Raw genomic sequence first — 25,415 nt, 5'->3', positions numbered from 1 at the left:
CATTCAGTATATGCTTAATTATAGCGTGGAAAAGAATACCTATGCGCGAATTTTTAGAATTCAAGGAGTATAAAATGAAAAAAAGATATAAAATATTTATTGGCATCCTAGTACCTCTTATCATTTTATTTGTATCAACAATATTTTTAACCCGTGATTCAACTTTTGATAAGGAGGTAATTGAACGACTTGATCTTGAACAAATTAATGAAATTGAATTGATCCGTTCCTCTGATAACAAAACAATCACAATTACAGATGCAGCTAAAATCAATCAAATAATACAGCAATTTGAAGATCAGCCGATTCGAAAAGTCTATTTTTCCAATTCAGATTATGACGAGGCTTATTGGGTAACGTTACGTACTAACGATAAACGTGAAATTGGCATACGATTAGATGACTCAAAACATTTATTCGTTTATTTATACGAAGAAAGCTATATGAAAGATTACAAGCTTTTAGATAATGTTAATATGGCCTTTTTTGAGGGACTTTTTGAAAAATAATTCATTCTTAAACGGTAAAAATCCGCTTCGATTAGTTTCTACGCGGATTTTTATCTTCTATTTTGTTTTTATATGTAGCGATAATTTTGTTGCATCGATTTAATCGTTTCAATGATCTCTTCTCTAAGCTCAATTGGCTCTAGCACTTCAATGTTTGCCCCTTGGCTCAGCAGCCACATTTTAATACCATGTCCAAAAACTTCTGCCTCAAATAAATATTGCCCATCTTTATCGGATACTATTTTTGCCGTTGGTAAGCGATCTAATACAGCTTGCGGAGATGTTCCTTTAAAGATAAATTTTATTCGCATCAGCTCGCCAGCATGCATTAACTGAATGCGTTTGCGAAATTCTCCTTCTTGAAAACGTTCGGCATATGGAATTTGAAATTTTTTATCAAGCTCAAGAAAATGCTGTATTCGGTCTACTCTATAAACAATGGGCAAGTCCTTCTCATGCTTATTATCATTAGCAATTAAATAAAAGTAGTATTCTGAGAAAATGACAGCGAGTGGTTTTAAAATCTTTTCTGTAGGAATTGTTTCACCTTCACGTAAATAATCAATTTTAATGATTTTCTTTTTTTGAACCGCCTCTGATAGAACCCAAATTAAATGCAGTAGCGATTTTTTATGATTTAAATCTACGTACAAATGCTTTTCATTTAAAATAATATTGTGAATAAATTCCTGCTTATCCGCCGCAACAATCGAAATAAGTTTATCTATAATATCGCTCATTTCTGATTTTAGCAGTGCTCTTGATTCGATGAGAATTTTAACAATCGCTAAAACTTGCTCCTTCGATAAAATACTCTCTCCTTTATTCGTTAGCCTGTACAAATTTTCTGTCCGCACATATTCTAAATGGCAATCCAATTTAGCTTTTTCCAGATACGCTCGAATTTCATTCAAATCCCGTTGAATGGTTTTTTCACCAACATTATGTGTAAATGCTTCTTGTTTTTTGTTAATTCCTTGACCATCCATCAGTCTGTCGAACATTGAAATGACGCGATAGCCTTTGTTTTGTTGTGAATCTACCATATATCCCACTCTCTCTTCAAAGTTACTTCTCTATTATACAAAAAGAGGTGGACACTATTAGTCCTTTTAACTACTTAATTTCTATTTTATTGGTATAATTGCCACTACATACTATACTTTTGTTATAATTCACTTTATTTTTACAGTTAATTCCGCATTGTTAGACAAAAAGGACTCCAATCTTGGTGATTGAAGTCCTTCATTATTATATCAATGAAATAAGGTGTCACATTGAATAAAGTCTGACCCTTAAGCAAAGCTAGGGGGCTGATTTCCGTTCCAGTCTTTAACGGATTATTCCTTCACTCTTACCGCTGTCCCGTATGCTAATACCTCTGATGTGCCATCCATAACAGATGATGTGGAAAATCTTATCGCAACAATTGCATTTGCTCCTAGTTGTCTTGCTTCTTCTTCCATAGCTTGCGTAGCAATTTCTCGGGAGCGAACGAGCATTTCTGCATACTCTTTCATCTCTCCTCCGACAATATTGCGAAGTCCAGCCATCATATCGCGGCCAATATTTCTCGATTGTACCGAATTACCTTTTACTAAACCTATAGTTTCTACAATTTCTTTTCCTACTACAATATCTGTTGTTGATAGTAACATACAATACCCCTCCTATTTTTTATATTTTTCAACAGCTTGAACTGCTTCAGCAATGGAAGTCGTAATCACTCCCGTGCGCTTAATCAAGCCAATAACAAATAAATTACGATAAACAAACTGATTTTCAATTCCGTCCCGTACAAGTGCCTCTATTTTCAACATATTGTCCCGACCTTGTTGACGAACATCTGTAAATACGCCTACTATTGGTCGATTCAGCATCGCAAATGCACCAATCTCCGCTGCTACACCTGAGTCAATCTCAACGCCATCTAAAACGGCTACTAATACATCACTATTTTGCAGCATCTCTAAATCCGCTTGCGCAATCGCTAAGCTATCTGCATATGCCGTTTTATCATTTATCGCATCATTCTCCTGTGGTACGTATAATTCAATACCTGGTACTGCCTCTCTAATTGCCGCAGCGAGCTGCTCATTGACTAAACGATCTCCTAAAGAAAATAATCCATTTGCTAAGTATGCCTTCATAATAAAACTCCTATTCCAATGTTTTTTCAAACACTATTTTATGTCGATCTTTTTTATCCACAAAAGTTGAGACAATATCAAATCCGTGTTTAAGATTTGTGATAAGCATTGCTTTTCGCTCATTTCTTCCATATGTACGAACTTTTATCAATTATGCCGAGGCATAATTGCGTCCGGAATCGGCTTTGTGCTTGCACAAAGAGCTCCTTTCCGATTCCGTGACATCCGCCGGAGGCTTTAACTTCTTTCAGCGGGTGTTTGGACATCCGCTGAAAAGTAGCTTAAATCCACATTCATTTCACCACCTATAGAAGTAGGAGACTTCTGCTGAAAGAAGTTAAAGCCAAGTGCCTGTAGATGTTCATGTTGCCACCTCATTAATTGACTGGCAATTCCCTGACCCCGTTTCTTTTCATGGACACCTCCTAACCAGCTATAAAAAATGCCATCAGGGTGTGTGTAACCTATTTTAAAGCCTATGATATCTTCATTTTCTACTGCTAATAAACAAACGAGTCCTTCTTTACTCTCAAGTTTTTCTAGTGGTAGATTTGCTCCATCAAATACATGTGCATGAATCTCCTGTAATTGCTTAAACCAATCATATGGCACGCCTTCAATTGTAACGATATGCATTTTTATCACCCCAATCTCTACAGTCATTCATTATAGCAGAAAAGGTTTAACTATAAGATTGAACATTGTAGTATTGTTAGTTTTCTTGAAAAAGTTTTAAATGAGGATTGCACGTGGATTGAAATCAAAATTCTGGATGTTGCTCCCTTAGAAGGAGCTTACGATGTTCGGTCTGATTCAAAAGAATCTGGTTAATAAAAAATCTCCCACTATTATACGAACCCAAAGACACATCATTTGGATATACTGTTCGTCTTAGCGGGAGATAATATTCTATCATCCGATTGTTTCTACAACGTTTCCTTGCTGATCTTTAATATACGTTTTTGCAATTTGAATGGAAAGCCCCGGTATAGAGGATACTTCAAACTCTTGTTCTTGCGGCATCAAATTTTGATTTAGTTCCATAACTGCCTTGTCATTTAATGTGATGGTAACATCCGCTTCTTCCACGCTATACCCACATTTTTCTCCTGGCTCAAATACAACTCGTATTTCTCGACCAACTAAAGTTAGTCTTTTCCCTTTTAAAACCCGTCCGCGTAATAGTTTGCCGATTATTCCTGCTTGTTTTGCCCCCAACGTAAACTTATTAGGATGTTTACTTAACAATCCCTTTTTCCCCTGCTCCCAAGCTAGTTGGTCCACAAATAAATAGCCAGTATTAGAGCCTTCTTCTGCCATTCCTTTTTCTACAGCTTCGGCAATGGATGAAATCTGTAAAAGAGATGCACGAGATAAATCAGTAACATAGCTCGGGATATACTCAAGACCTGCATTTAGTACACCAATAGTATTCCAAGTTTGCATCGCCTCAAGCTCATCTCCTGTAATACCTACCATTTGAATAAACTCCAACTGTCCATTTGGTGTATCAATCGCAGGCAACTCAGGATCTATCGTAAATGCAAGCGCCGTTAAAAGAGTGTCAGCTCCTTGGCAGATTGGACCATTGGCATCCAAATAATCGCCTGATCTGAAAACATTGCCACTATCAAAAACATATCTTCCCATGTTTTGCAGCAAATTCAACGCCCACGCTGGTGGCTCTTCCTCATCTTCATTTCTTGCAAGACGAAATGTTAACTCAAACCCATATCCGCTGTATTCAGCATCCTCCGACTCTTTTTCATATAATTCAGAAAATCCATAAGTTACAAAATGCCAGTGTGGAACTGGTGTCTCACTTTTATAGGCGCTGATTCCTTCAAGCGGATCTTCCCCTCCTAATAAATATGGAATAACGGTTCCATAATGCTTCGGCTCCTGGTCTCCGTAAACTTTTAATAATTCCTGATCAATCGCTTCCCAACCAGATGCATTTACTTCTTCGCTCATCAACAACGCCTCCTATGTATTTCTATTTCACCTATAATTCTACTATAAAGTATATAACGTACTCCAAAGAGAATAGTACCCAATTTAATGCCTCCAATTTTACTAGATTTTTTTCATTAATCGGTGGTGGAATCGAGTATATTTACAGGGGCAAGTTACTAAATCCTATGACAATCTGTAGAGATGGGCCTTAATATGAAGCCTCGACGGATATCTAGATGCGCCGAGGCTTTATGATAGCGGGGATAAAAAATAATTAGAATATATTAGGTTTCTCCTTAGCCGTATAACATTGCTGGTGAACGCACACTTTGTAAATAGTCTGCCAGCTTCCCAGCATATACTTTTTCTAAATAAGGTAATTGTGCGATACAATGAGGTGTCATTAATGCTGGGTTTTGACAAACTTTCAGACCACCAACCTTTAATAGCATCGCCACAAATTGCGAACAAAAATAGGCACGCTCTCTTCGAACCTCTTTTTGCATCATTACTCCAAAGAGCCCGATAAAATTATATTTATATCGATCGCGATTCCAATACATATATTGTACGATTTTCATCATCTCTAAGTATTGATAATGAGATATTTTACAACGATAAATTACACAATCAGCCGTTTCAAATAGCCCCCTTTCTGGATCTTCTCGCAAAAAGCCCCCACTTAAAGGATTGTTTAATTGTCTACGTCCAAAGCTATACATCTCATAAAGCCCCTCATCAAAAGCAACGGACGCATGGTTCATCTCTTTTCCAGTATACATGCCTATAGCTTTTGATAATAATGTACCTGTTTTTGTTAATACTATGTAAATGGTGTATGCCATGTTCTCACCTACTTCAATTTTCTTCCTATTACCAATACGTTTTAAATATTCAAACGGTTTCATTAATTTCCTTTTTTTATAAGTATATATAACAAAGTTAATTTTTTTCTTAATAAGAAATGAAGATTTTCTTAATTTTTCATCAATTTTGGATTTTTATTTTTAAGCCACCTTTATTTATATGTTTTGAATCGTATTCTTATGTGATTCACTGATTTTTTTCTATAGATATGTACGAGAAGATATTAACTATGATTGTCAAAGTATGTGGTGTAAAGTTTGAGGCTTTATAGGGGGCATTTAGTTAAAGTTCAATGGTAAAGACTTTCATATACTTTTTAGTTCGTATATTGATAGTACGTTTATTGACTATTATTTTTATCTGTCGTATTGGATTGTCATCAGCTTTAATTGGAGCAGGAATGTGATTTGCTACCACAACATTTACTGATTATACTCTTCATTAAACCCCAATTGTTAGACACAATCGGGGTTTAATTTTCATACTAGCAATTTTTCAACTTGCGTCGTTTTCATTGCCGGATATTCATATCTTAATTCTGTATCGTCACCTGGGTGTTGTAACAATTATTTTGATATATACTTATCGCTTCTTTTAAAAATATTTGCTCCTTTTCTGTAAAAGGATTAGGAAAGTTGAATGATTCTGTGGATGGTAGCTTTTTTTCAACCAAATCTAAATTTCCTTTCAAGGTTTCATTCATAAGTTGCAGAAGTGTTTTAACTGTTTCTTGAGCTTCTTTTGAAGAAGGTATAGCTTCTGTAAGTGTTAAATGTTTAATTTCTGATAAAACTTTAGTCCATTTTCTATCTAGATCGATTTCTTCTGATTTATTTATACTAAATAATTCATCAGTTATATCTGGAAAGTGTTCTTTAAACCATGTTTCAGTATTTTCAGCAAACATTAATTTTTGAAGCATAGCACAAAATATCTCGATATTGATGATTTCCTCATCTTTCACTGTTTCAATAAGGTGGTTTATATCAGATAATATATTTATAATTTCAAGTTTTTTTGCTTCAAATAACTGTTTTTGATCGTTTAAAGATTTTAAGATAATTTCACCTTTAACAGTGTTTTTTTGCAGTATGTCTTTAATTTCCTTTAGCGACAAGCCTAGAAACTGTAATGACTTAATGTTTTGTAAAGTAGATAGGTCCTCTGTAGTATATAATCTATGTCCACCCTCTGTATAATCACTAGGTTTCAGTAGGTCTATGCTGTCATAATATCGAAGTGTTCTAATACTAACACCAGACTTTTGCACAAGTTCACCTATCGTAAAAATACCTTTCCTCGACAAATTGTTCTCTCCTTAATGATTGACTTTAAAGTATCTTATAACGGGATAAGAAAACTTTTTTCCATTTAAAGTATAGATTGCTGCAATTAAAATTAATATTGTTTCAAGAATAATAAGTGTAAAAGAAAGGATTGAAACTGTGCTCCATTTTTTAGAAATAAAAGTTAATAACAAAAAAACTGGAAAGAAAGTAAAGTGAAGGTTCATCCCTTCTTTTGCATGCTCAGCAAAATATTTATTCTTATTCCTTGATACTAAGTATACCAATATTGGCAAAATAAAGGTTAATAATAGCGAGAGCAGATGCATTAAACTTGCCAATCCTCTGTTTAGTAAAGTCTCTTTTTTCATTGTACTTTTCCTCCAATAGCATATTTGATTGTTACCTTCTAAAGTGAGTAACTAAATTCAATCATAAAAGGTGACGCTACTGGAGATTCAAGGACAAATAATAATTTTTTTATTAAACACTTACATGTCAGAATTCGCGTTCGGATTTTTTGCGGGATTTAATTTCAATTAAGGTAGTGAAGTGAAAGGATAATGATGAAATTTCAATTAGAATTGTTTGTTGAAGATTTAAATGAAAACAAGTGATTTCTTTAAATTTTTCCTATGTTTAAATACTTCATCAAATATAGTTGTTGTTATTTTTAGTTTTTCCTATTGTATGATATAATTGCTTTACTGACTAACCTAAGCAAGACAATATTAAGCTGTAGCGATGCCGTACGCTACAGCTTTTTTGTATTCTCCTCCTCAAGAATTATTGCTTACCAAATACTCCTCTGCTAGTTGCGGATTTTTGTATATTGCCATGCCCGTTTTCAATTTATTAAAGCCGATCTTTTCGTAAAAAGGTTCATTTCCTGTCGTTGCAATTAACTGAATACAAGAAACATCTGCTAATTGCTGAATGATGTCCTCTAAAAGAGTTCTGGCTATCCCACTTCCTTGATAATTTTTATGTACTACAACATCATAAATCGCAGTCAATCAATTATGCCTCGGCATAATTGCGTCCGGAATCGGCTTTGTGCTTGCACAAAGCACTCCTTTCCGATTCCGTGACATCCGCCGGAGGCCTTAACTTCTTTCAGCGAATGTTTGAAAAACAACTTCAACCAGCATTCATCTAACCACCTATAGAGATCAGAGACTTCTGCTGAAAGAAGTTAAAGACACCATCTGAAAGAGCTCTCGCAAAACCTATAATTTTATGATCTTTTACTGCGAAAACTTGGTGTATACTTGCATTGAAAACTTTTTTTATTATGCGTTCGTCATGTTTCATCCATCCTACTGATTGATAAACTTCTTTTAACATTGTTAGCTCGTATTCCTCTACTTCATATTTAAGCAACACCATTTTCCATTCCCCCTAATTTGTTTGTCATTTCTTTAAATATATACATGTTGCTTACTATATTTCACCATCAAATTAAAAATGAATACATATCTTTTATAACCCAAGCCTCTTGACGAACATTTGTTCCGATATTAGAATAATAAAAAAGGAGGCAATTTTATGCAAAAAACGAACACCATTGAATTAGTACATTTTTCAGAAGAGTATGTGGATATTTTGAATGACTTCGAGCTTCCGGATGAACAAAGTCAATTTACTGCCCTTCCAAAAGATATTTCAATTGAAATGGTTGGACAATATCCGATTGTTATTTTGAGTGACAATGTACCTGTAGGATTTTTTGTCCTGCACGCAACAGAAAGAGTAAAAGAGTACTCTAATAATCCAAAAGCTATGCTGCTTACTGCATTGTCTGTTGACCATAAACAACAAGGAAAAGGGTACGCAAAAAAAGGGATGCTAGCACTGCCTGAATTTATTAAAAGAAAATTTAAAGATTGTAATGAAGTTGTTTTAGTCGTTAATCATAAAAATATTCCGGCTCAACATTTGTATTTAAAAGTTGGCTTTGTCGATAACGGGGAAAGAAGAATGGGACCTATTGGCGAGCAAATTGTTATGAACCTAACTATCTAATAGATTTTTAAAAATCACTCGTCATGACATGAGTGATTTTTTCTGTTTGTCCCTAACTTGCGGGTATTAGGATACAAGGAATTTGAACCTACACATATAATTGTCATTGCGGATAGACTGTTTTGACAATCAACTATTAAAAAAAGAAAGTGGCAATGAAATGTGTAAGGGTTCCACTTCATTTCAAATCTCCGAACATAGTTTACATAATAATCTTATTCATTCACCCCTTTATTTGGCAAGTTCTAATGGTAACTCTCTTGCTACTCCGTAAGAAGTTTAAATTGATCCGCTCGATTTAATCATCTCCTCTTAAATGCTCCATACAACTTTTAGCTCTTAAAACTTCTCAAATGCTTTATCATCTGTCTTATCCTTCTGAACCACTTTTAACTCGTCACTTGACAGTTCTCATGTCTTCCCATCATATCCTCCTGTAATCGAGCACAACACACTTGTTGCGGAATTGAAAATGTTACTATATCCTACCTTCTGTTTCATTACATATATTTCATTAATTAATTGTAAGTTTTGCGGATAAAAAATCATCTTTCTCTCACACTAATGGTGGAGGTGAGATGATCATGGGTAATAATAAACATAAAAATAATAAAACTCAAGACAACAAAAAACAGCAGAATCAAAATCAAAATGCTAACAGAGAACGTAAAAATGAAAACAGAGAAGAGTTCGGTGAAGAAGTAGATTTCAGTAGTATTCAAAATGAAAATAAACGTTAATTAATTTTGAACTAACCCCCAATATTCATCTTAGAAAAAGGTGTGTATTGGGGCTTTTTTTTTATTCTGTAAACATCGACCTTGATCCATTTTAAAATACAAAAAAACCCGGAAATTATTCCGGGCTAATTACCACTTACTTTGTTCCTCCATGACATACTGTCTCGCTTTTCGCATTCGATCTTAAGAATAACCTAAGACAACCGTGCTTTAGCTTTCAGTTGATGGTTATTCAGAGTAAACGATCAATCGTACTCATCGGGTTAACCCTCCCAGTCATATTGGTTGAAGTGAAAATCTTTAATAGTATAGATTAATTATTATTTTTTATACGCTTTTTTGAAAAAAATCAATATGTTCTTTTGCTCCCCAATGTTATGCCTGTTACGAAGGTTTTTCACCTTTTTTATGATATGAATTTATCTACTACCAAAGCCGCGGCACAATAAATATCTACTGGTATCCATAAGAGCCATCCTATCATCCAGTTTAATTTTATATATACATTAGGTGGTATTATTTTCAATGATGTTTTTGTATTTCCTACGGGTTCACTTTTTTTTCGTACCCCTTCAGAAATATTCTCAACCTTCAGTTCTGCTTGAGTTAAATTAGGATTATGAAAATCAACCTCTAAAAATGCGTATTAAGGATTTAAAATCGACAAATTTCACACTCCTTCGTGTCATCCTAATTCCTTAACAAATCAATTCAATTAAAAGCTTAATTGCACTTGGCATTTGGCCTATTATATTCTCAAGATAGTAATAACATGTGTGTATGCACTATTAATTTACAAAGTTTTGCAATGAGTACAATTAATATGTCGATTATTGACGTGAAATTTTAAAGGGTGTTTTTTAATACTCACTAAAAAAACACAACTATAAATTTTTTTCTTATAGTTGTGCTTAGGTTAATTCATCTCTAACCACACAACAGCTTACAATGCCATATGTTGGACGTGGTACAAATTTTTAAAATTGGTGTAGTAGCATCACCTATAAATTGAAGATCTAGTCTCGAAGTCCAATTTTATTATATTTTATTAATCTCTAAAACTATTGCTGAATGATTACGTCATCGATTTCACTCGTAGCAATTTTTAAATTGATTATTTTATTTTCTTGTAATTTAGGATTACTGTTTCCTAATTTTCTTTTCAGCAATGATTGATGCTTTTTACAAGTATAGGGAAATGTAGTTGCTAACTCTTTATGCGTGGCAAACCGTTTTCTTTCTTTTAAATTTGCTAAAAACCGAAAAAGTCTTTTTTGTTCGATTCGTATGTGATAGAAGATTGGATGAAGTTCAGATAGTCTCAATACTATTTTCCTCCCTATTTTAAAACTAGTAATAAACTTTCTAGTTATTAATATGCTTTTTTAGTTGAATTCGTTCCAAATGGATTTTTAATACATTCCATCTTACTTCTTGGTGCAAATTTGGTAATAATAAGAAAATAGTATGATGGGCGGTTGGTAATCTTTCGTGTATTCTTGATGAAGTTGATGAACATATCAATATATGATTAAGAAAACAATACAGAATGAAGGAGAGTGCCTTATGAATGAAATCATAGAGCAGGAGAAAGACTTCGGATTTGCTAGAGTTTATGCTATTGAACTGCTGTTTAAAGAAAAGCCAGTAGTGGACCGTGAACTACTCTACAGCAAGATAGAACAATACATGGGGAAAACAGATCGCCCACAAAATGAAAAGAGTGGGTCGCTAGCAGTATGGGAGCCCTATGAGCAACATGAGAAAGGCGAAATGCTTCACTTCTTTCATTTGAATTATATGGTGAAATATGCAGAGGGAGAAATGCCTGCACAAACAATGCTTACTGGCATGAATGTAGGTCCGATATCTGATTACGAAGCCGCTTTGCAGCAAAGTTGGCATTGGAATGAAGCAGGCCAAACGTTGCAAGAGTGTAGTCACGCGTTGCTACTTGTCGATATGATGGCATCTGGACTGGAGCCTCAAAAAAGATTGGAGCTACATACGAATGTTCTTCGGGCAATAGTGGAAACGGTCCCTTGCGCTGCGATTTATTTTAGAGAAAGCAACAAGTTAGTCGAGCCATCCGTATTTTTGGCTGCTATTGATGAGGGAGAAATGTTGTATGGAGCATTGAACATTCGGTTCTACAATGTTGAGGGCACTGGCAGTGAACGCCAGGAAGGTCTCATGGATTCCATTGGGCTTGCTGCACTAGGCATTCCTGATGTGCAATGCCACTTCTATGATATGGATACCAATGAGGTCGCAGGCTGCTTGACTAACTTTGCTTATTATTTATTTAATCAAGGTGATATTATTACAGATGGCGAAACGATCGGTTTTACAGAGGAGATGCGTTGGCGCTGCGAGCATCAATATGCATTAGCTGTTCCGCACCGTATAGTCATTGATCTTGATCCCGGTGAGGGCAACTATGCAGGTCACTAGAGTGGGTCTGAAGAATAGTTGCTCCTTTGGGTATATAGTGGTGTAGGTTATTGACCATCTTATTTAACTATTTCAATAAGTTTTGAGGACACAATGATAAGACCATTCTTAATTGCTCTAACCTCAAAAACCTACGCCCACTAATTAGACGAAGGTTTTTGAAGTTAGTAAAACAGGCCTAGTACCTGTCATTTGTTATTGCTTATTTGATTAATCAACAGCTTTTCCACTTGTGATTTAAGAGCTTGATTTGCATAACGGAGTACTACATCATTACCTGCAGTGGCAACTTGCACGTCACTAAAGTATTCATCTACTGGTTGCCACCCTACTACTCGTATATGTTGCTGTGCAAGTTCTCGTTTTAGATTAAAATATTCTTGTCTTAGATCCTTTAGCAGTGAATCCATCATTGGAAGAAATACCGTTTTCATTTTAAACTGCTCTAATTTACAATAGTCAACCTGCAATGATTTAACTGCTAGTTCTAACAAAAGATACTTATGAAGTAACTGTCTTTCGTCTGCTTTAATCATAATAATCAGCATCCAACTGAGCTGATTGAATACTTTGGATTGGAATACTTTTCGTTTTAAGTAGTGTTTCAAGTATGAGTTCATTAGTATTAATCGATTTGATTATTCCAGTCCACTGTGTGATTTTGTAGTCTTTCCACTCTTCTAATTTTATGTCCAATTGCTGATTAAAAGCTCGATCGATTGTATTCTGTAGGTCTTCCAGTTCCCACTCAGTCAATTCTCTTGGCTGTTCTGTACGCTCTTGTTTGTACTCTCTAAGAAGCTCCAAATGCTCCGGCAACATCATCGATGCCCATTTAATATTACCTCTGTCTTGTATCATAATAAATCACTCCTATGCCAAATGACCACCAACTAAGCGATCTCGATTAATAGCTGTACCAGCTTTTGTGAAAGAAACTGCCCTTAATATTGCAGTAGCTCCAAACCTGTTGCGTATTGCGTCCATTGTAGGACCGATTATTTGACGCTGTGGCTTACGTTCATCAAATAAATCCAATTGAATGCTATGCTCTCTCTCTAAGTTGGATATTCGGACAGATAACTGCCGAGCTGGTTCACCTGCAAAATGTTTATCCAGTAATTCAATACAAGTTTTATACATCACAAGTGTTTCGCTTGTTGGTACTGCAATCGTTTTAGATCGATGGAACCCTTTGGTCATGGCGTTTCGACTGTAAGAAAGACCTACGCTGATTGTACGGCCAACAAACCCTGCATCACGTGTGCGTTTCATTACGTCTTCACACATTTCTAGGAGCACTACAGAGATTTCTTTTCGTGTGTGATAATCCCTCATCAGCATTTGGCCCTTTCCAAAGCTTAAAGTGCCGTTTGTTATTAACGGCTCCCCTAATTTGGATAGATCTATTCCCCATGCATGATAATAGAGTTGATTGCCCATTACACCAAAGCGCTTTTCTAATTCCTTTAGATCTGTATTAGCCAAACCACCGACTGTTTGTATCCCCATAGCATTTAAATTTGCTTCCATCTGTTTACCGATTCCCCACATTTCAGAAAGGGGTCGAACTGGCCATAATTTCTTTGGAATATCTTCATACGTCCATTTAGCAAAGCCTGTTTTCTTTGCTTCAAGGTCTAAAGCTAATTTGGCTATTAACATATTTGGTCCCATACCTACTGCACTAGGTATATTAAATTGGTCAAGAATAGCCCTTTGTATTTCCTTAGCCGTTTCTTCAGGTGAACCCCAAAGCTTTTCAGTACCGGTTAAATCAACAAAACTTTCGTCTACACTATACACATGTATAGCATCAGATGGGACGTAATTAGAGATCAATTTTGTAATCGTCATCGACATTTGAATAAAGAAACTCATTTTAGGCTCAAACAATCTAATGTCAGGATGTTTAGGTATTTCATAACGACGACTACCAGTTTTGATATTAAATTTTTCTTTCATTAAGGGGGATGCAGCAAGCACTACGCTACCTGGTTGGTCAAAATTTGCTACTACTGCAACTGGAGTTTTTAAAACATCTAGCCCATGTAACATCGCTACGATACTGGCGTAAAAGCATTTCATATCGATACACATAATAGGTCGATTTGGCATATCATCGTAATTCATACAACTTCACTCTCTTTCCGATAAACAGGAGTAACAGAAAGAATATTATTTATGATATAGGATCGTTTTCCCTGTTTTGCAAAAAAGAAGGCTTGGAATGTTTCGCCAGCAATCTTGATAGTTCTTTTTGTTACTCCATCAGATTTAGCTAAGTGCATCGTATTCGCAATTAGATTATGTTGTATTACTTTAACTAATTGATCATCTCGCATCTCGATTTCCTCCCAGTACCTCACGTATTTTTAATAATTAATCACAACATCAAATGAAAATTTCCCTTTTCATTACTCTACGCAAGAACACCTGTTTGTATACATATTAGAACATCTGTTTGCATTTTTGCAAGATTAAATTTATGGAAATAAAAAAAATCAGGCTCAAATTCCTAAAAAAAGCATTAGCTTTTAAAGTGTCACTGAAATGGTGCTAGCTACTTTTATGTTTAATCGACGGATATATGTCTTTCGCAAGGACACCCTAATAAGGAAGTGGAGATGAGTGATTAATGGTAACTAGGTTTTTATTATTAATACTATTTGTTAGTTTTAATTTTCCAACCGGTGCTTCAGCTGAAGTTCCACTTAAAGCTGCTTTTATACGGGACCACCAGCTTTGGATGAAAGAAGGCGATAAAGAAATACAGCTTACAACAAGTCAGTATGTATCCTCTCCACAGTGGTCAAAAGATGGTCAGTATATTGCCTATTTAGCAGGTGACGAGAATGGAGAAAAAACGTATCTGTATATTTATGATTTAAAGAAAAAGGAAAGCTATCAACCGTATCCATCAATTGAAACAAGTAAAATTAAATGGTCACCAACGTCAAATCGACTAGCTTATATTTCGCGTGGTGTTCTAAATGTTACAAAAACAAAAAATGGACGACCACAAGGTTTTGAAAATGTATCTCTAGGTGTTAGTAATTTTGAATGGTTCCCCAACGGAAAAGAGTTTATCGTTTCATCTCAATCTAAATTGCTTCCTACTGGATGGGAACCAGTTCGTCTTTTTAAAGTGCCAGTAAATGCTAATATTGACCCGAATAAAATAAAGCTTTTTTACACCATTCAAACAAATACAACCGACTTATTTGCTATTGATGCAGAAGCTTTTAAGTGGAGTCCTGATGGAAGTTGGGTTAGCTTTCTATTAACCCCCACTGCATCTTGGTCGAATGATAGCAATACACTATCTGTACTTTCATCAGGAGGAGAACACTTTCAAATTATAGGAAAAATGCTTGGGTATGAAAATTGGATAAAGTGGGCTCCTACAAAAAATCAACTTGCCTTCATATCGGGGGAAGGAAGATTTTTCGTTGTAAACAAAAATACTACCGTTACAGAAATTCCTAAATTGAATACACGGAAGGAATACACACCTAAAGGATATGTTGACCTTGATCTGGAATGGTTTTCTCCAGATGAAATAATTGTTGCTCGGGCAAAAGAAAACAAAGAGTGGAAAGAGGGACCAGTTCCAACTATGTTTACAGCGCTATATGTAATTAATATTAAATCAGGAGAACAAAAGCAGCTTACATTCCCAAAGAAAAGCAAAATAGATAAAGCACCTCAAGTGGTTGGTTCAACTATTACTTGGTATCGAACATCTAAAAAAGAAGACCAAGGAGATGTTTGGGTTAAAGATGGAATAGATGGTCTAGAACATCGATGGTTAAAAAATGTAGAATCTGCACCAACTTTTTTCCTTGAAACATCCACAAAGCGATAACAATGATCATGGACTAAACGTTTGATTAAATCCTTTATCGTTAGAATACACCCTACAATGCGATTAAGTAGTTGCACTAAATAGGGATTGGAGAAAATATTCCTTAATATAATTTTTAGCGATAAAGTGAATACATGTTTTATACAGGGAGAATTAATTGAACAGGAAGCTATTTTTATTGATGGAACAAAGATTGAAGCGATAATTTTAAGCATCATGGATGGATGGTAGGCAGGACAGCCCTCATTTCGAAGGAATGGTTCAAACGCTTCGGACGGGATACTTTTAACTAAATGGTGGACATGGAAGGTAATATCATTCTTTTGTAAATTCACTTCTAAATCTAATTGATTCATGTTATAATCTTTAAACATAAGGATCCTTCTTTCTGTATAATTTTGTTGTGGTGACTTAATTTTATCAGAAGTGGTCCTTATTTTTTATGAAAAAAAAAACCTAAATTACAATTACAAGTTGAACACTTTTTTCAAAAACACCCCAGAGGTTCCTTTGTCTTCTGTTCGTCGGTCGGCATAGGTCGTTCAACCTGTGTTGGCTAGATCTGCAAGGCGCTTTCCCTTGCGGATTTAGCCAATACAGGTTAGGATTTGCCGCTGACTGATGAACAGGAGACTTTTCTGTTTCGAGGGAGGCTCAAGGGGTGCGGGGTGTCCCCGCAATCTTTAAGCGACAAGTTTCTGGAGTTCCTCCTCAAACAGTTCATTTGGTGTCTTGTAGTCAAACATTTTTCTTGGTAGGTTGTTCATAGCTTCCTCAACCATATGAATCTGCGTCCGGCTATAATCCTCAATCGCATGTCCTTTAGGAATGAAACGACGGATGATTCCGTTGTGGTTCTCATTCGTTCCACGCTCCCATGAAGAATAAGGATGAGTGAAATAGATATCTATCCTATCACCAAACATTTCTGACAACCCCGCGAATTCAGAACCATTATCTGCCGTGATTGATTTGAAGACAGTAGATGCATATTCACCAAATTCTTTGAGGACTGAAGAGAGTGCGTAGTTAACTGAATCAGCGTCTTTCCCGTCCATTTTTACAATGAATTCACGACGGGTTTTACGTTCAATCAAGGTTAATAGCACATCATCTTCTTTATCCTTGCGCCCTACGACGGAGTCAATTTCAAAATGACCGAATTCTTCACGAGATTCAACGCTATCAGGACGTTCTTCAATACTTTTACCGAGAACCGTCTTATTCGGGCGGTGCGTTTTCTTAGTACTCTTGGTATTTCGACGTACCTTTAAGAGAAGGTCACTGTTTCGAGTTTTTAGAAGACCAAGCGCGATATAGTGATAAAGCGTCTTTGTTGAGACCATTTCCTCCGGAGAAAACAACCCTTTGAGCTTCGCGAGACCAACAATCGCATCTGGAGACATGGTCTTTGTGCGATCAAGTAACAGTCCGTCAACGAACGATAAGAATGCCTTCACACGTTCAAACTTCAACGGTTTACGAGAACGAGCCACGTTTCGATCAGTTGTAGCTTGACCTGTTTCCGCAAGATATTGCGTCGTGTAGATATGTTTTCCGTTAATTTTCTTTACTTGAGTGGTCGTGCCACGAGCGAGTTCATTGTAGATTGTCCCACGCGAAACCTTGAGTTTTCGCGCAAGCTCGCTCTTATTTGTAATTCCAGCGTTCAAGTAGCCTTGAAGTTCTCCACGTTGGAACTGTGTAAGGCGTGGTTTCTTAATGCGTGTTTTTATGTTATCCTGTTCTAGCATCGTATTCGAAATCCCTTCTTATTGATTGGTGTAGGAACCTCAATAATACACGATTTCGCGTACGATGTTTTTATTTTTCTAAAGTGTTCAACTTGATTGTACTATTCGCCATGAAAAAAAAATTTAAAGCCGGTGAAATTTTACTGATTGTAAAATTTCACCGGCTTTTAGTTTAGAGTTAAATCATAATATATATAATTGAATCAATTTCATAAATCACTTTTTTCAAGAGCTTAGACTGCTCCTATTAAGAAAATTTACGTTTTTAAAAATTATGCTGCTTGAGTTTGTGATTGTAATAATGCATTCAAACGATCCACCGCTAATTTGCAGGCATTATAAATAAACGTCACTAGGTTGAAGTGAAGTTTGGCTTTTCTTCCTGTTCTGTGACGGATGTTGTTTAACTGAAAATATTGTTTTAAATAGGCATTCACACGTTCAACGGCTGTGCGCTCTTTATACAGTTGTTTCCAAAGTTCAGAGCCACGTGCTGGATACGTGAATTTTCGTATATCCGTGTCAGATTTGATTTTGAAAACCTTCTGACAGAGGGAATCATTACGTAACGGACAGGTTACACATTCCTTTGGTTTAGTGAATTTTAGTGTTCGATACTTTTCATCAAAGCTGTCGTAACAGTAGCTGTGTTCACGTACACAGGTCGGTCTGAAATGTTCATCAAAGCCAAGGTACTCTCCTTCATTGCGGACATTATATGGAATAACTGCACGCATTTGATACGTATGTAATTGACTGTGAATGGGCTCGTAATCATACCCTGCATCCAAAATAGCGGTCGTAAAATGTTCTAGAAATAGGTCTTTTCCTTTCTTTAAAAGAGGAATCGCTGCTTTACTATCCGACAAATTGGCAGATGTCATGAGGCGTCCAACAATATATTGACTCTTTGTAGCCACCGCGAGATGTCCCTTAAAGCCAAACCAAAACGTGTTTTTGCCATCACTGTTCTTTTTAATGCCCCAATTCGGTTCGATGGGCGCATCTTGCCACAATGTTTCTAGTGATGTATCGAGTTGGTCCTTGATCTCTTTTTCATAAGCTGACTGGTTGGCTTTGATTTCTGCTTGTTCCGTAAGCCAAGCCTCGCGTTCTTCTTTTGATTTTCGTCCACGTTTTTTTGGTGGTACAGGCTCTTTTTTCTCCGAGGGCTTTGCCGCATCACGTGACTCAAAATGTGTGGCATCAATCGCGAGGTGTTCATCATAAAGAAAGCCTTCTATAAAGGCAGTTTGAATCAATGTATCTTGCATGTGGTCGAGAACATCTGATTGACTGATGACATCGATCATACGTGAATAAGACGCTTCAGATGGAACCACGTCTGAAACGAGAAAACCGCAATCGAATCGAAATAAAGGATCGTTGACTAAACGTTTGATTAAATCCTTGATTGTTGGAATCCGTTCGACAATACGAATAATGAGTGATTGTATCATCGCACCGTAATTTAATTCACGTGGGGCACCACGTAACGTCTTTTTGGAAAACAGCTGAAAAACGGGCTGCACGTCGAAAGTGGCGAAAATTTCATCAAATCGACGTGAACTTTCCATTTCCAATAATTCTTGGATGCCAAATAGGCTCATTTGTTTTACAATAGTCATAGGGCATTCACCTCATTCAGTATGGTTTAGTTTAGTCGCTACCATTATACCGAATTGGGGAGGTGCCCGTTTTTTATTGTTTTAGAACCCTTGATACTAAAGGGATTAAAATTATGAAATTAACTCAATTGTTAAAAAAATAATAAAGTCATTTAAAATTAAATTGTCGATGATGCTATTCAACAAACGGGAAGGAACTGTTGGGGAACTGAATCTGATGAACTTTGGGAGGGCTGAAATTGTCCATCGAGAAAATCCTATCGATTGTGGCAGTATTATTTTTTTTGAGTTATTTCATTTTTTTTCTCATACTTCACTTTAAGAAAACAGGCTATCATCCTATTCGACATGCTGTAAGTGATTACGGTGTCGGTGCTACAAAAATTTATTTTTAATTTACGCTTGGTTCAGCAATTTAGGGGCATTGTCACTTTCTATCGTGTTGTTGAGTGTAAAAGATCGCTTCTCCATATCCGCGTCCATTCCGATTTTAATCATTCTAATGGTCATCTCCCGTATCCTCATGTTATTCTTTCCAACTGACCTAGAAGGAGAAAAACTTACGGTTCGAGGAAAACTCCATTACTTATTTGCTATTCTTGCGTTCGCTTTTTCCTATATGGTCATTGATTGTGGAGGAAGTCAATTAAAATTACTGGAAGGCTTTAAAGATCTAAATCTATTTTACATCATAACCATGATTTCTTCTATCTCGCTTGGGGCTGTTATTGTAACGATGTTCAAGCCGTTGCGATTTATCTTTGGGATTTGTGAGCGAGTGTTCCTGTTGTCAATCAACATTTGGTTTATTGTCGTAAGCATCTGGCTCGTTTACCTTCTATGATAAATGAATGTATTGGTAGAAGGTTTTTAACAATTAAACAAACGCGCGTGATTGTTGCTTTTAATTTAATGTCACACAGTTACATGTATAGAAATCAAACGGATAGAAGAGCTTAATTAAATTCGCTCTATCTATCCTCTTTTTACCACACATCTAAGCCTTCAAGCATTGCCATGCAACTAGCGTAAAAGCTTTTATATTACTACTCTCCAGAAACTATGGCTTGTTTAATACGGAAGGAAATAATAAAACTGATCAGTACGAAAAGTAATTGAAGAAACAATGCCAAAAGAATCCTCGTCAACAACCCAAAATTCAGCGATTGACTAACACCGATAAGGGCTCCGCCAATCCCGATGCTTAAACCCGGACTAAATGCATCAGTAAACTGTAGGCTGGCGGATATCTCTCCCTCTTCACCTGATTTAGCGTGTTGCAACGCAATCGCTCCAGTGGTAGGATGTGCCAAACCTATACCAAATCCAGTAAAAAGCTGTGAAATTACTGCAAATATAATTGTAACTCCAGCAATCATAAACCCTAGACCCACCGATACCCGTTTCTTTCGCCCCTTTCCATTGTCTTTAGCATCGAATTTTGACTGTAGCCAAGCTGCAGTTGACCAACTTAATGCACCTGCAGCCACAATTAAACCTGCCAAATCTGCAGGAAGCATTTTCACATCTGTCAAAGCCAAGACAACATAACTTTCGGTCGCATTATAACAAGCAACAAAGAATCCTCTTGAGGCAATAGTAGCAGGCAAACCTCTTCTGGCACTTAAGGTACCCTCCGGCAGTAGCTTTTGCAAAGGCTTGCATCATGATAAGTAATCCTACTACTGAAAGCATAATTCCTTTCCAATCGGTTATGAAACTTAGCCCAGCCAGCAACAGTCCCGTTCCTATTAAGCCCTTTCTTGAAAAGCGCCCTTTAATGGAATAACTAAAATATGGGCTTATTCCTAAAATCGCTTATAGCTTGTTGAACTAACGCACATGTTACTTTAAAAATAAAAATTTTTGTTATTTCTTTTAATAGTGTCACACTTCCTAATCCCTAATTGTCTTAGTTTTAGAGATATTAATCTTGTATTTAAGAATATTAGGAGGGTTTATTTATGAAAATATTACTTGCTGGCTCTACCGGTGTAATAGGAAAAATGGTGATTCCGATGCTAATAGAAGAGGGGCCTGAAGTAATCGGGATGATTCGATCAGAAAAACATGTTAAAGCAATGCGAGAAATAGGGGTAAAACCAGTAATTGCAGATGCGTTTGATCGAGATAGTGTTTATGCAGCCTTAATTGAAACACAACCTGATGTTGTAATGCATCAACTTACTGCACTGGGTAGTGGCGATATAAATGATAATTCGAAAATAAGAATAGATGGAACAAGAAACCTTGTTGATGCGGCTAAATACGTAGGAGTAAAAAAGATAATTGCACAAAGTATTTCATGGGCTTATGAGCCTGGGAATACGCTAGCTACAGAAGAAACACCTTTAGATACCAATGCCTCATTACCTCGCAAAAAAACAATTGAAGGAGTTATTTCATTAGAGGAAAAGGTAAAAGAAATGTCTGAGTTCGTTATCCTTCGCTATGGTACATTGTATGGTCCTGGAACTTGGTATTCAGGTAACGGTAAAATTGCTAAACAATTACTGAGTCAGGAATTATACGCAACAGATGGGATGACATCCTTTATCCACGTAAAAGATGCAGCGAAAGCAGCTGTATTAGCTTTAAATTGGCAGTCAGGTTCTATAAACATAGTAGATGATGAACCTGCAAAAAGCTCTATTTGGCTTCCCTATTTTGCTGAAGTTATTGGGGCCCCCCTCCCTCCTATAAATGATATATATAATTCTTGGGAACGAGGAGCATCAAATGAAAAAGCAAAAAAACAATATGGCTGGGAACCTATTTACCCTTCTTGGACAAAAGGATTTAAATCGTTACATCATTATTAATAATAAAATGAACTACAATATAAGAAGGTTAAATTTATGAAAACAAATAAAATTTATAAGCCTTTTATTTACACTGTCCTAATTGGACTTTTTAATTCTTGTTTCATATCGTTTATCCTTGTTTCTATAAACTCAGGATATAGTCATTCGTTTTTAATTCATTGGCTACCAATGTGGGGAGAAGCATTTTTGTGTGCTATACTTTGTGCTTACATTTTTCCACCGATTATAAATAAACTTATGACATTCATTACTTTTGTAGAAAAATGATAGATAAAGTTATAAAATAAAAAAATTGATATCCCACGGATTACGGTATGCATAACATTAGAAATGGAAGGGATTATCGTGTTGATTAATGATTTAAATATAGAAGACTTATATAAAGAATATAAGAATTATGGTTTAACCATAGCATACTATTTACTTGGTTCAATGACAGATGCTGAAGATATTGTTCAAGATACATTTTTGAAATTAAAAGAACATGAAAAGAGCGAGAAAGATATTACTAATTTAAAAGCTTATATAAATAAAATGATCGTTAACCGCTGTATGAATGAACTAAAATCAAGTAGAAAAAAGAAAGAAACTTATATAGGTACTTGGTTACCCGAACCAATACTACAGACATTCAACAGTGAGCCTCTTGAGAATCTAATCCAGTCAGATCAATTAAGCTATTCATATATGGTTCTTATGGAAAACCTTTTACCTAAAGAGAGGATAGCATACGTATTAAGAAATGCTTTAGGGCTAAAGCATAGTGAGATTGCCGATGTTCTTAACACAACGACTGTTAATAGTCGTAAGTTATTGAGTAGAGCACAAATTAAAATGGGAAGAAAAAGCGAAAAAGATTTGACTGTTAATCTTCAGAAAACTTATATAGAACAATTTATATGGGCATTATCCAACGGGGATATTCATGGAATAACCCATTTGTTATCTAATGATATTCTATTTGCAGCTGACGGAGGAGGTAAAGTAAGAACGGCAATAAACATCATTGAAGGTAAAGAGCGAGTATTAGCACTTATTTCAGGAATAGCAAAAAAATTTTACTTTGGAAAAAGCGCTACTGCAGCTATAATAAATAATCAATATGGAATAGTAGTCACTGAAAATGAAAAAATAACAGGCATTTTTTGTTTTGACTGGAATTCTTCATCCCAAACAATTAACAAAATTTTCTATGTAGTAGATCCAAGTAAGTTAAAATATAATCCTAATTAGGGATGCGTTTGTATACGGAAAGTTCTTTTTAAAGAACTTTCCGTATTCATTTTCACAATACTACTCTATATTTTAACAAAACGTTCCTCAACAATCTGGCCCGATTACTGTAAAAGGCACAATTCCTTTTCAAGAATTGCGCCAGATTGTGGAATAACTATTACTTAAGATATTTAAAATATAGCTGTTTGATTGCTGAAGACTGAATAGCCTTAACAGGGTGGAATGCCCTTCAATTTAAGGCATGAGTCCAATTCAATATCGAACTCATGCCCAAACCGCTGCCTAATGAAATAACCGTGTCTAACTTTTAAAGGCACTTAAAAAAAAAACTAAAAAGGTGATTTTATCAAATGGTCTATTTAACAATGCTACATTTTGATTCTTTTCATTTTTACAAAAAAGAATAAGTGGTTATAACATGATTTTTAATTGTATTTTTAAAAAATAAGCCACTCAACATAGTGAGCGACTATACAAAATTTTCTTAGATGAAAAACCATGATTATAACGGCGGTTTCCCGTTTTGATATTAAATTTCCCTTTCACCACCGGCGAGGCTGCGAGTACGATACTACCGGATTGCTCAAAAATTATCGATAACTGCAATGGGATCTTTCAAGACATCTAGAACTTCTAGCATAGCAATACGCCTTGCGTAAACACACTTCATGTCAATACAAAAAATGTCCTTATACGGCAGATTGTCGTAATTCATATCACCTCACGCTTCCGATGCGTAACAGGCAATATTGCTAGAACATTGTTAATAATAAACGTGCGCTTCGCCTGCCTCGTAAAGCAAAATGCTGTAAAGGAATCACCCACCAACTTTATGATTTTCACACGCCTTTTTGTAATGACACCAGACTTAGCTACATACATCATGTTAACTACTTGTTGACGCTGCTTTACTTTTATTAACTGTTCTTTCATCCTGCTTGCTCCTTTTCACTAGCTCTGTTACATGCAGTGAACACAACAGAGCTGTTCTTTAAAACAGAACTAACGTTTGCATTTATATTATACGCACATACGCTCTTGTTTAGAAGAGGGAATTTCAGCTAATTTTCAAGGAGCTACATAAAGTGGGCGTTCGTATAAGCCTAAAATAGCCTTTGTACATATTCTGTGCTTAAGACAGGTAATCAATTATGCCAATGTTGGTCACTCGGGTGTTCACAAAATGTGAAGTTCTTAGCCTGAGTTCCTTATACCAGTGGATGTTTAGACACCCGCTGAAAGAAGTTGAAAATTAATTAGAAAGGATGTAATTATTAGCTCGAATATTGACTATACTTCGTCATCAACCCAGTTCACTTTTGATGTAAATGACAGCACTCTTTTTAAAAGAGATGATCGGAATTTTATAAATGTTCTAGGTATAGAACAATTAAATACGTTAGAAAATATATCTTTACTTGATATTTTTCTAAGTAAGAACAAGGTGATAGAGCCTCACTATCATCAAAATGCAGCAGAACTTGTTTATTGTATTTCTGGTGCTGCCATTGTTTCTATATTTAATCCTTTTACAAAAGAGCTTCAAAACTATCCTATCGAGCCTGGCCAAGTCGCCAATGTACCTCAAGGATGGTGGCATTATGAAATAGCTACTGAGAATGACACGCATTTACTGGCTATTTTTGATGCTCCAACACCTGAAGTTATTTTAGGTTCAGATATATTGAAATTTACACCTTCCAATGTTATGGCTCACACTTATTGTTTAGATGAAAATCAGTGGAAGAAAACAATCGCTCCTATTGTACCGTCAACATATATTGGTCCACCTAAAGACTGCAACCGTGTAAAATCAACTTCTGAAAAGCAGAAAGAGCAAAAGGAGCAAAAAGATCCTCATCATAAACATAAAAATAAGTATAGACCTTCACAATTTACGAACCCATATCCGCCATATCAATATCCAAATATGAATCCATATATGAATCCTTATGGCTCAAATCCTTATGGCTCATATTATTAAGCAATAGTAAAAAAACGCAAAATCGTAATCGTTCATACGAGTGTCTGACTCGACATCATAAGCTCTACACCTTTCATCGCATAAAAATAAATAAAAAGGAAAATCTATAGTTTAAGTCATAGCTTCGTTATTA

The 25,415-nt window shown here is 35.7% G+C and carries 29 protein-coding genes and 2 pseudogenes; 11 read left to right on the top strand and 20 right to left on the bottom strand.

Annotated elements, in window-relative coordinates:
- Nucleotides 1-74: 74 nt before the first annotated feature.
- Entirely contained in the window at nucleotides 75-509 is a 435-nt protein-coding gene (locus tag JNUCC51_RS22645) for a hypothetical protein (protein WP_337989866.1), read from the top strand.
- 68 nt (nucleotides 510-577) lie between these two features.
- Here JNUCC51_RS22645 and JNUCC51_RS22640 read toward each other — a convergent pair whose 3' ends face one another.
- The 10 genes from JNUCC51_RS22640 to JNUCC51_RS22595 all read right to left on the bottom strand — a co-directional run bounded on the left by JNUCC51_RS22640 (nucleotide 578) and on the right by JNUCC51_RS22595 (nucleotide 8,157).
- Nucleotides 578-1,555 carry a helix-turn-helix transcriptional regulator gene (locus JNUCC51_RS22640; RefSeq protein WP_337989865.1) on the bottom strand — a complete coding sequence of 326 codons (978 nt, stop codon included), beginning with the start codon at nucleotides 1,553-1,555 and terminating at the stop codon, nucleotides 578-580.
- A gap of 294 nt (nucleotides 1,556-1,849) precedes the next feature.
- The gene (locus tag JNUCC51_RS22635) at nucleotides 1,850-2,167 is read right to left on the bottom strand and encodes a YbjQ family protein (protein ID WP_337989864.1); all 318 of its coding nucleotides are present in this window, start codon (nucleotides 2,165-2,167) and stop codon (nucleotides 1,850-1,852) included.
- Between the two features lie 12 nt (nucleotides 2,168-2,179).
- Complete coding sequence (locus JNUCC51_RS22630; protein ID WP_100543689.1) at nucleotides 2,180-2,659, bottom strand: nucleoside 2-deoxyribosyltransferase; 480 nt, start codon at nucleotides 2,657-2,659, stop codon at nucleotides 2,180-2,182.
- A gap of 237 nt (nucleotides 2,660-2,896) precedes the next feature.
- Nucleotides 2,897-3,295 (bottom strand): GNAT family N-acetyltransferase, encoded by a 399-nt coding sequence (locus JNUCC51_RS22625; protein WP_337989863.1) that lies wholly within the window; start codon nucleotides 3,293-3,295, stop codon nucleotides 2,897-2,899.
- Nucleotides 3,296-3,571: 276 nt separating this feature from the next.
- Complete coding sequence (locus JNUCC51_RS22620) at nucleotides 3,572-4,633, bottom strand: suppressor of fused domain protein (protein WP_337989862.1); 1,062 nt, start codon at nucleotides 4,631-4,633, stop codon at nucleotides 3,572-3,574.
- A 278-nt stretch (nucleotides 4,634-4,911) separates the two neighbouring features.
- The gene (locus JNUCC51_RS22615; protein ID WP_337989861.1) at nucleotides 4,912-5,523 is read right to left on the bottom strand and encodes a hypothetical protein; all 612 of its coding nucleotides are present in this window, start codon (nucleotides 5,521-5,523) and stop codon (nucleotides 4,912-4,914) included.
- A gap of 491 nt (nucleotides 5,524-6,014) precedes the next feature.
- Complete coding sequence (locus tag JNUCC51_RS22610; protein WP_337989860.1) at nucleotides 6,015-6,788, bottom strand: MerR family transcriptional regulator; 774 nt, start codon at nucleotides 6,786-6,788, stop codon at nucleotides 6,015-6,017.
- 12 nt (nucleotides 6,789-6,800) lie between these two features.
- Complete coding sequence (locus JNUCC51_RS22605) at nucleotides 6,801-7,139, bottom strand: magnetosome magnetite crystal formation protein family (protein WP_337989859.1); 339 nt, start codon at nucleotides 7,137-7,139, stop codon at nucleotides 6,801-6,803.
- 408 nt (nucleotides 7,140-7,547) lie between these two features.
- Nucleotides 7,548-7,784: a GNAT family N-acetyltransferase gene (locus tag JNUCC51_RS22600; RefSeq protein WP_337989858.1), complete on the bottom strand. Its 237-nt coding sequence runs from the start codon at nucleotides 7,782-7,784 to the stop codon at nucleotides 7,548-7,550.
- 139 nt (nucleotides 7,785-7,923) lie between these two features.
- The gene (locus JNUCC51_RS22595) at nucleotides 7,924-8,157 is read right to left on the bottom strand and encodes a hypothetical protein (RefSeq protein ID WP_337989857.1); all 234 of its coding nucleotides are present in this window, start codon (nucleotides 8,155-8,157) and stop codon (nucleotides 7,924-7,926) included.
- A gap of 159 nt (nucleotides 8,158-8,316) precedes the next feature.
- On the opposite strand from JNUCC51_RS22595, the gene JNUCC51_RS22590 reads away from it, so the two are divergent.
- Both JNUCC51_RS22590 and JNUCC51_RS22585 read left to right on the top strand, forming a co-directional pair.
- The gene (locus tag JNUCC51_RS22590) at nucleotides 8,317-8,793 is read left to right on the top strand and encodes a GNAT family N-acetyltransferase (RefSeq protein WP_337989856.1); all 477 of its coding nucleotides are present in this window, start codon (nucleotides 8,317-8,319) and stop codon (nucleotides 8,791-8,793) included.
- Between the two features lie 584 nt (nucleotides 8,794-9,377).
- Nucleotides 9,378-9,533, top strand: a complete 156-nt coding sequence (locus JNUCC51_RS22585) for a hypothetical protein (RefSeq protein ID WP_166672163.1) — start codon at nucleotides 9,378-9,380, stop codon at nucleotides 9,531-9,533.
- Nucleotides 9,534-10,594: 1,061 nt separating this feature from the next.
- Here JNUCC51_RS22585 and JNUCC51_RS22580 read toward each other — a convergent pair.
- Complete coding sequence (locus tag JNUCC51_RS22580; protein ID WP_337989855.1) at nucleotides 10,595-10,858, bottom strand: hypothetical protein; 264 nt, start codon at nucleotides 10,856-10,858, stop codon at nucleotides 10,595-10,597.
- Between the two features lie 241 nt (nucleotides 10,859-11,099).
- Between JNUCC51_RS22580 and JNUCC51_RS22575 the strand changes: the two genes are divergently transcribed.
- Entirely contained in the window at nucleotides 11,100-11,987 is an 888-nt protein-coding gene (locus tag JNUCC51_RS22575; RefSeq protein WP_337989854.1) for a DUF4261 domain-containing protein, read from the top strand.
- 188 nt (nucleotides 11,988-12,175) lie between these two features.
- Here JNUCC51_RS22575 and JNUCC51_RS22570 read toward each other — a convergent pair whose 3' ends face one another.
- The 4 genes from JNUCC51_RS22570 to JNUCC51_RS22555 are packed head-to-tail and all read right to left on the bottom strand — an operon-like array spanning nucleotide 12,176 to nucleotide 14,332.
- Entirely contained in the window at nucleotides 12,176-12,523 is a 348-nt protein-coding gene (locus JNUCC51_RS22570; RefSeq protein ID WP_337989853.1) for a YhjD family protein, read from the bottom strand.
- The gene (locus JNUCC51_RS22565; RefSeq protein ID WP_337989852.1) at nucleotides 12,516-12,848 is read right to left on the bottom strand and encodes a YolD-like family protein; all 333 of its coding nucleotides are present in this window, start codon (nucleotides 12,846-12,848) and stop codon (nucleotides 12,516-12,518) included. Before JNUCC51_RS22565 ends, JNUCC51_RS22570 begins: the two co-directional genes overlap by 8 nt.
- Nucleotides 12,849-12,860: 12 nt before the next feature.
- Nucleotides 12,861-14,120, bottom strand: coding sequence for a Y-family DNA polymerase (locus JNUCC51_RS22560; RefSeq protein WP_337989851.1), 1,260 nt, complete (start codon nucleotides 14,118-14,120; stop codon nucleotides 12,861-12,863).
- Nucleotides 14,117-14,332: a transcriptional regulator gene (locus JNUCC51_RS22555; protein WP_337989850.1), complete on the bottom strand. Its 216-nt coding sequence runs from the start codon at nucleotides 14,330-14,332 to the stop codon at nucleotides 14,117-14,119. The genes JNUCC51_RS22560 and JNUCC51_RS22555 overlap by 4 nt, the downstream gene beginning before the upstream one ends.
- A gap of 293 nt (nucleotides 14,333-14,625) precedes the next feature.
- Between JNUCC51_RS22555 and JNUCC51_RS22550 the strand changes: the two genes are divergently transcribed.
- Nucleotides 14,626-15,855 (top strand): alpha/beta hydrolase, encoded by a 1,230-nt coding sequence (locus tag JNUCC51_RS22550; RefSeq protein WP_337989849.1) that lies wholly within the window; start codon nucleotides 14,626-14,628, stop codon nucleotides 15,853-15,855.
- A gap of 176 nt (nucleotides 15,856-16,031) precedes the next feature.
- Here the strand turns inward: JNUCC51_RS22550 and JNUCC51_RS22545 are convergent.
- The 3 genes and pseudogenes from JNUCC51_RS22545 to JNUCC51_RS22535 all read right to left on the bottom strand — a co-directional run.
- Nucleotides 16,032-16,229 (bottom strand): annotated as a pseudogene (locus tag JNUCC51_RS22545) (IS5/IS1182 family transposase); the annotation flags it as partial.
- A gap of 309 nt (nucleotides 16,230-16,538) precedes the next feature.
- Nucleotides 16,539-17,609: an IS30 family transposase gene (locus JNUCC51_RS22540; protein ID WP_337989642.1), complete on the bottom strand. Its 1,071-nt coding sequence runs from the start codon at nucleotides 17,607-17,609 to the stop codon at nucleotides 16,539-16,541.
- Nucleotides 17,610-17,881: 272 nt separating this feature from the next.
- Nucleotides 17,882-19,237: a transposase gene (locus JNUCC51_RS22535; protein WP_337989555.1), complete on the bottom strand. Its 1,356-nt coding sequence runs from the start codon at nucleotides 19,235-19,237 to the stop codon at nucleotides 17,882-17,884.
- A gap of 239 nt (nucleotides 19,238-19,476) precedes the next feature.
- Between JNUCC51_RS22535 and JNUCC51_RS22530 the strand changes: the two genes are divergently transcribed.
- Together JNUCC51_RS22530 and JNUCC51_RS24900 are read left to right on the top strand one after the other, a co-directional pair.
- Complete coding sequence (locus JNUCC51_RS22530) at nucleotides 19,477-19,632, top strand: hypothetical protein (RefSeq protein ID WP_337989848.1); 156 nt, start codon at nucleotides 19,477-19,479, stop codon at nucleotides 19,630-19,632.
- A 44-nt stretch (nucleotides 19,633-19,676) separates the two neighbouring features.
- On the top strand, nucleotides 19,677-20,081 hold the full coding sequence (locus JNUCC51_RS24900; RefSeq protein WP_443137017.1) for a DUF998 domain-containing protein: 405 nt from the start codon (nucleotides 19,677-19,679) through the stop codon (nucleotides 20,079-20,081).
- A 202-nt stretch (nucleotides 20,082-20,283) separates the two neighbouring features.
- Here the strand turns inward: JNUCC51_RS24900 and JNUCC51_RS22525 are convergent.
- Nucleotides 20,284-20,989 (bottom strand): annotated as a pseudogene (locus JNUCC51_RS22525) (MFS transporter); the annotation flags it as partial.
- A gap of 212 nt (nucleotides 20,990-21,201) precedes the next feature.
- Here JNUCC51_RS22525 and JNUCC51_RS22520 point away from each other — a divergent pair.
- The 3 genes from JNUCC51_RS22520 (at nucleotide 21,202) to JNUCC51_RS22515 (ending at nucleotide 23,295) form a co-directional block, all read left to right on the top strand.
- On the top strand, nucleotides 21,202-22,059 hold the full coding sequence (locus tag JNUCC51_RS22520) for an NAD-dependent epimerase/dehydratase family protein (RefSeq protein WP_337989847.1): 858 nt from the start codon (nucleotides 21,202-21,204) through the stop codon (nucleotides 22,057-22,059).
- Between the two features lie 36 nt (nucleotides 22,060-22,095).
- The gene (locus JNUCC51_RS24895; RefSeq protein ID WP_443136967.1) at nucleotides 22,096-22,329 is read left to right on the top strand and encodes a DUF2798 domain-containing protein; all 234 of its coding nucleotides are present in this window, start codon (nucleotides 22,096-22,098) and stop codon (nucleotides 22,327-22,329) included.
- A 78-nt stretch (nucleotides 22,330-22,407) separates the two neighbouring features.
- On the top strand, nucleotides 22,408-23,295 hold the full coding sequence (locus tag JNUCC51_RS22515; RefSeq protein WP_337989846.1) for a sigma-70 family RNA polymerase sigma factor: 888 nt from the start codon (nucleotides 22,408-22,410) through the stop codon (nucleotides 23,293-23,295).
- A 714-nt stretch (nucleotides 23,296-24,009) separates the two neighbouring features.
- Here the strand turns inward: JNUCC51_RS22515 and JNUCC51_RS22510 are convergent.
- A complete protein-coding gene (locus tag JNUCC51_RS22510) occupies nucleotides 24,010-24,231 on the bottom strand; it encodes a transcriptional regulator (protein ID WP_337989845.1) in 222 nt (73 codons plus the stop codon).
- Nucleotides 24,232-24,571: 340 nt separating this feature from the next.
- On the opposite strand from JNUCC51_RS22510, the gene JNUCC51_RS22505 reads away from it, so the two are divergent.
- Nucleotides 24,572-25,282: a cupin domain-containing protein gene (locus JNUCC51_RS22505; RefSeq protein WP_337992281.1), complete on the top strand. Its 711-nt coding sequence runs from the start codon at nucleotides 24,572-24,574 to the stop codon at nucleotides 25,280-25,282.
- The last annotated feature ends 133 nt before the right edge of the window (nucleotides 25,283-25,415 follow it).

Source organism: Lysinibacillus sp. JNUCC 51, assembly GCF_015999525.1.
Taxonomy (GTDB): Bacteria; Bacillota; Bacilli; order Bacillales_A; family Planococcaceae; genus Lysinibacillus; species Lysinibacillus xylanilyticus.
This window is presented reverse-complemented; position numbering and strand designations above follow the sequence as displayed.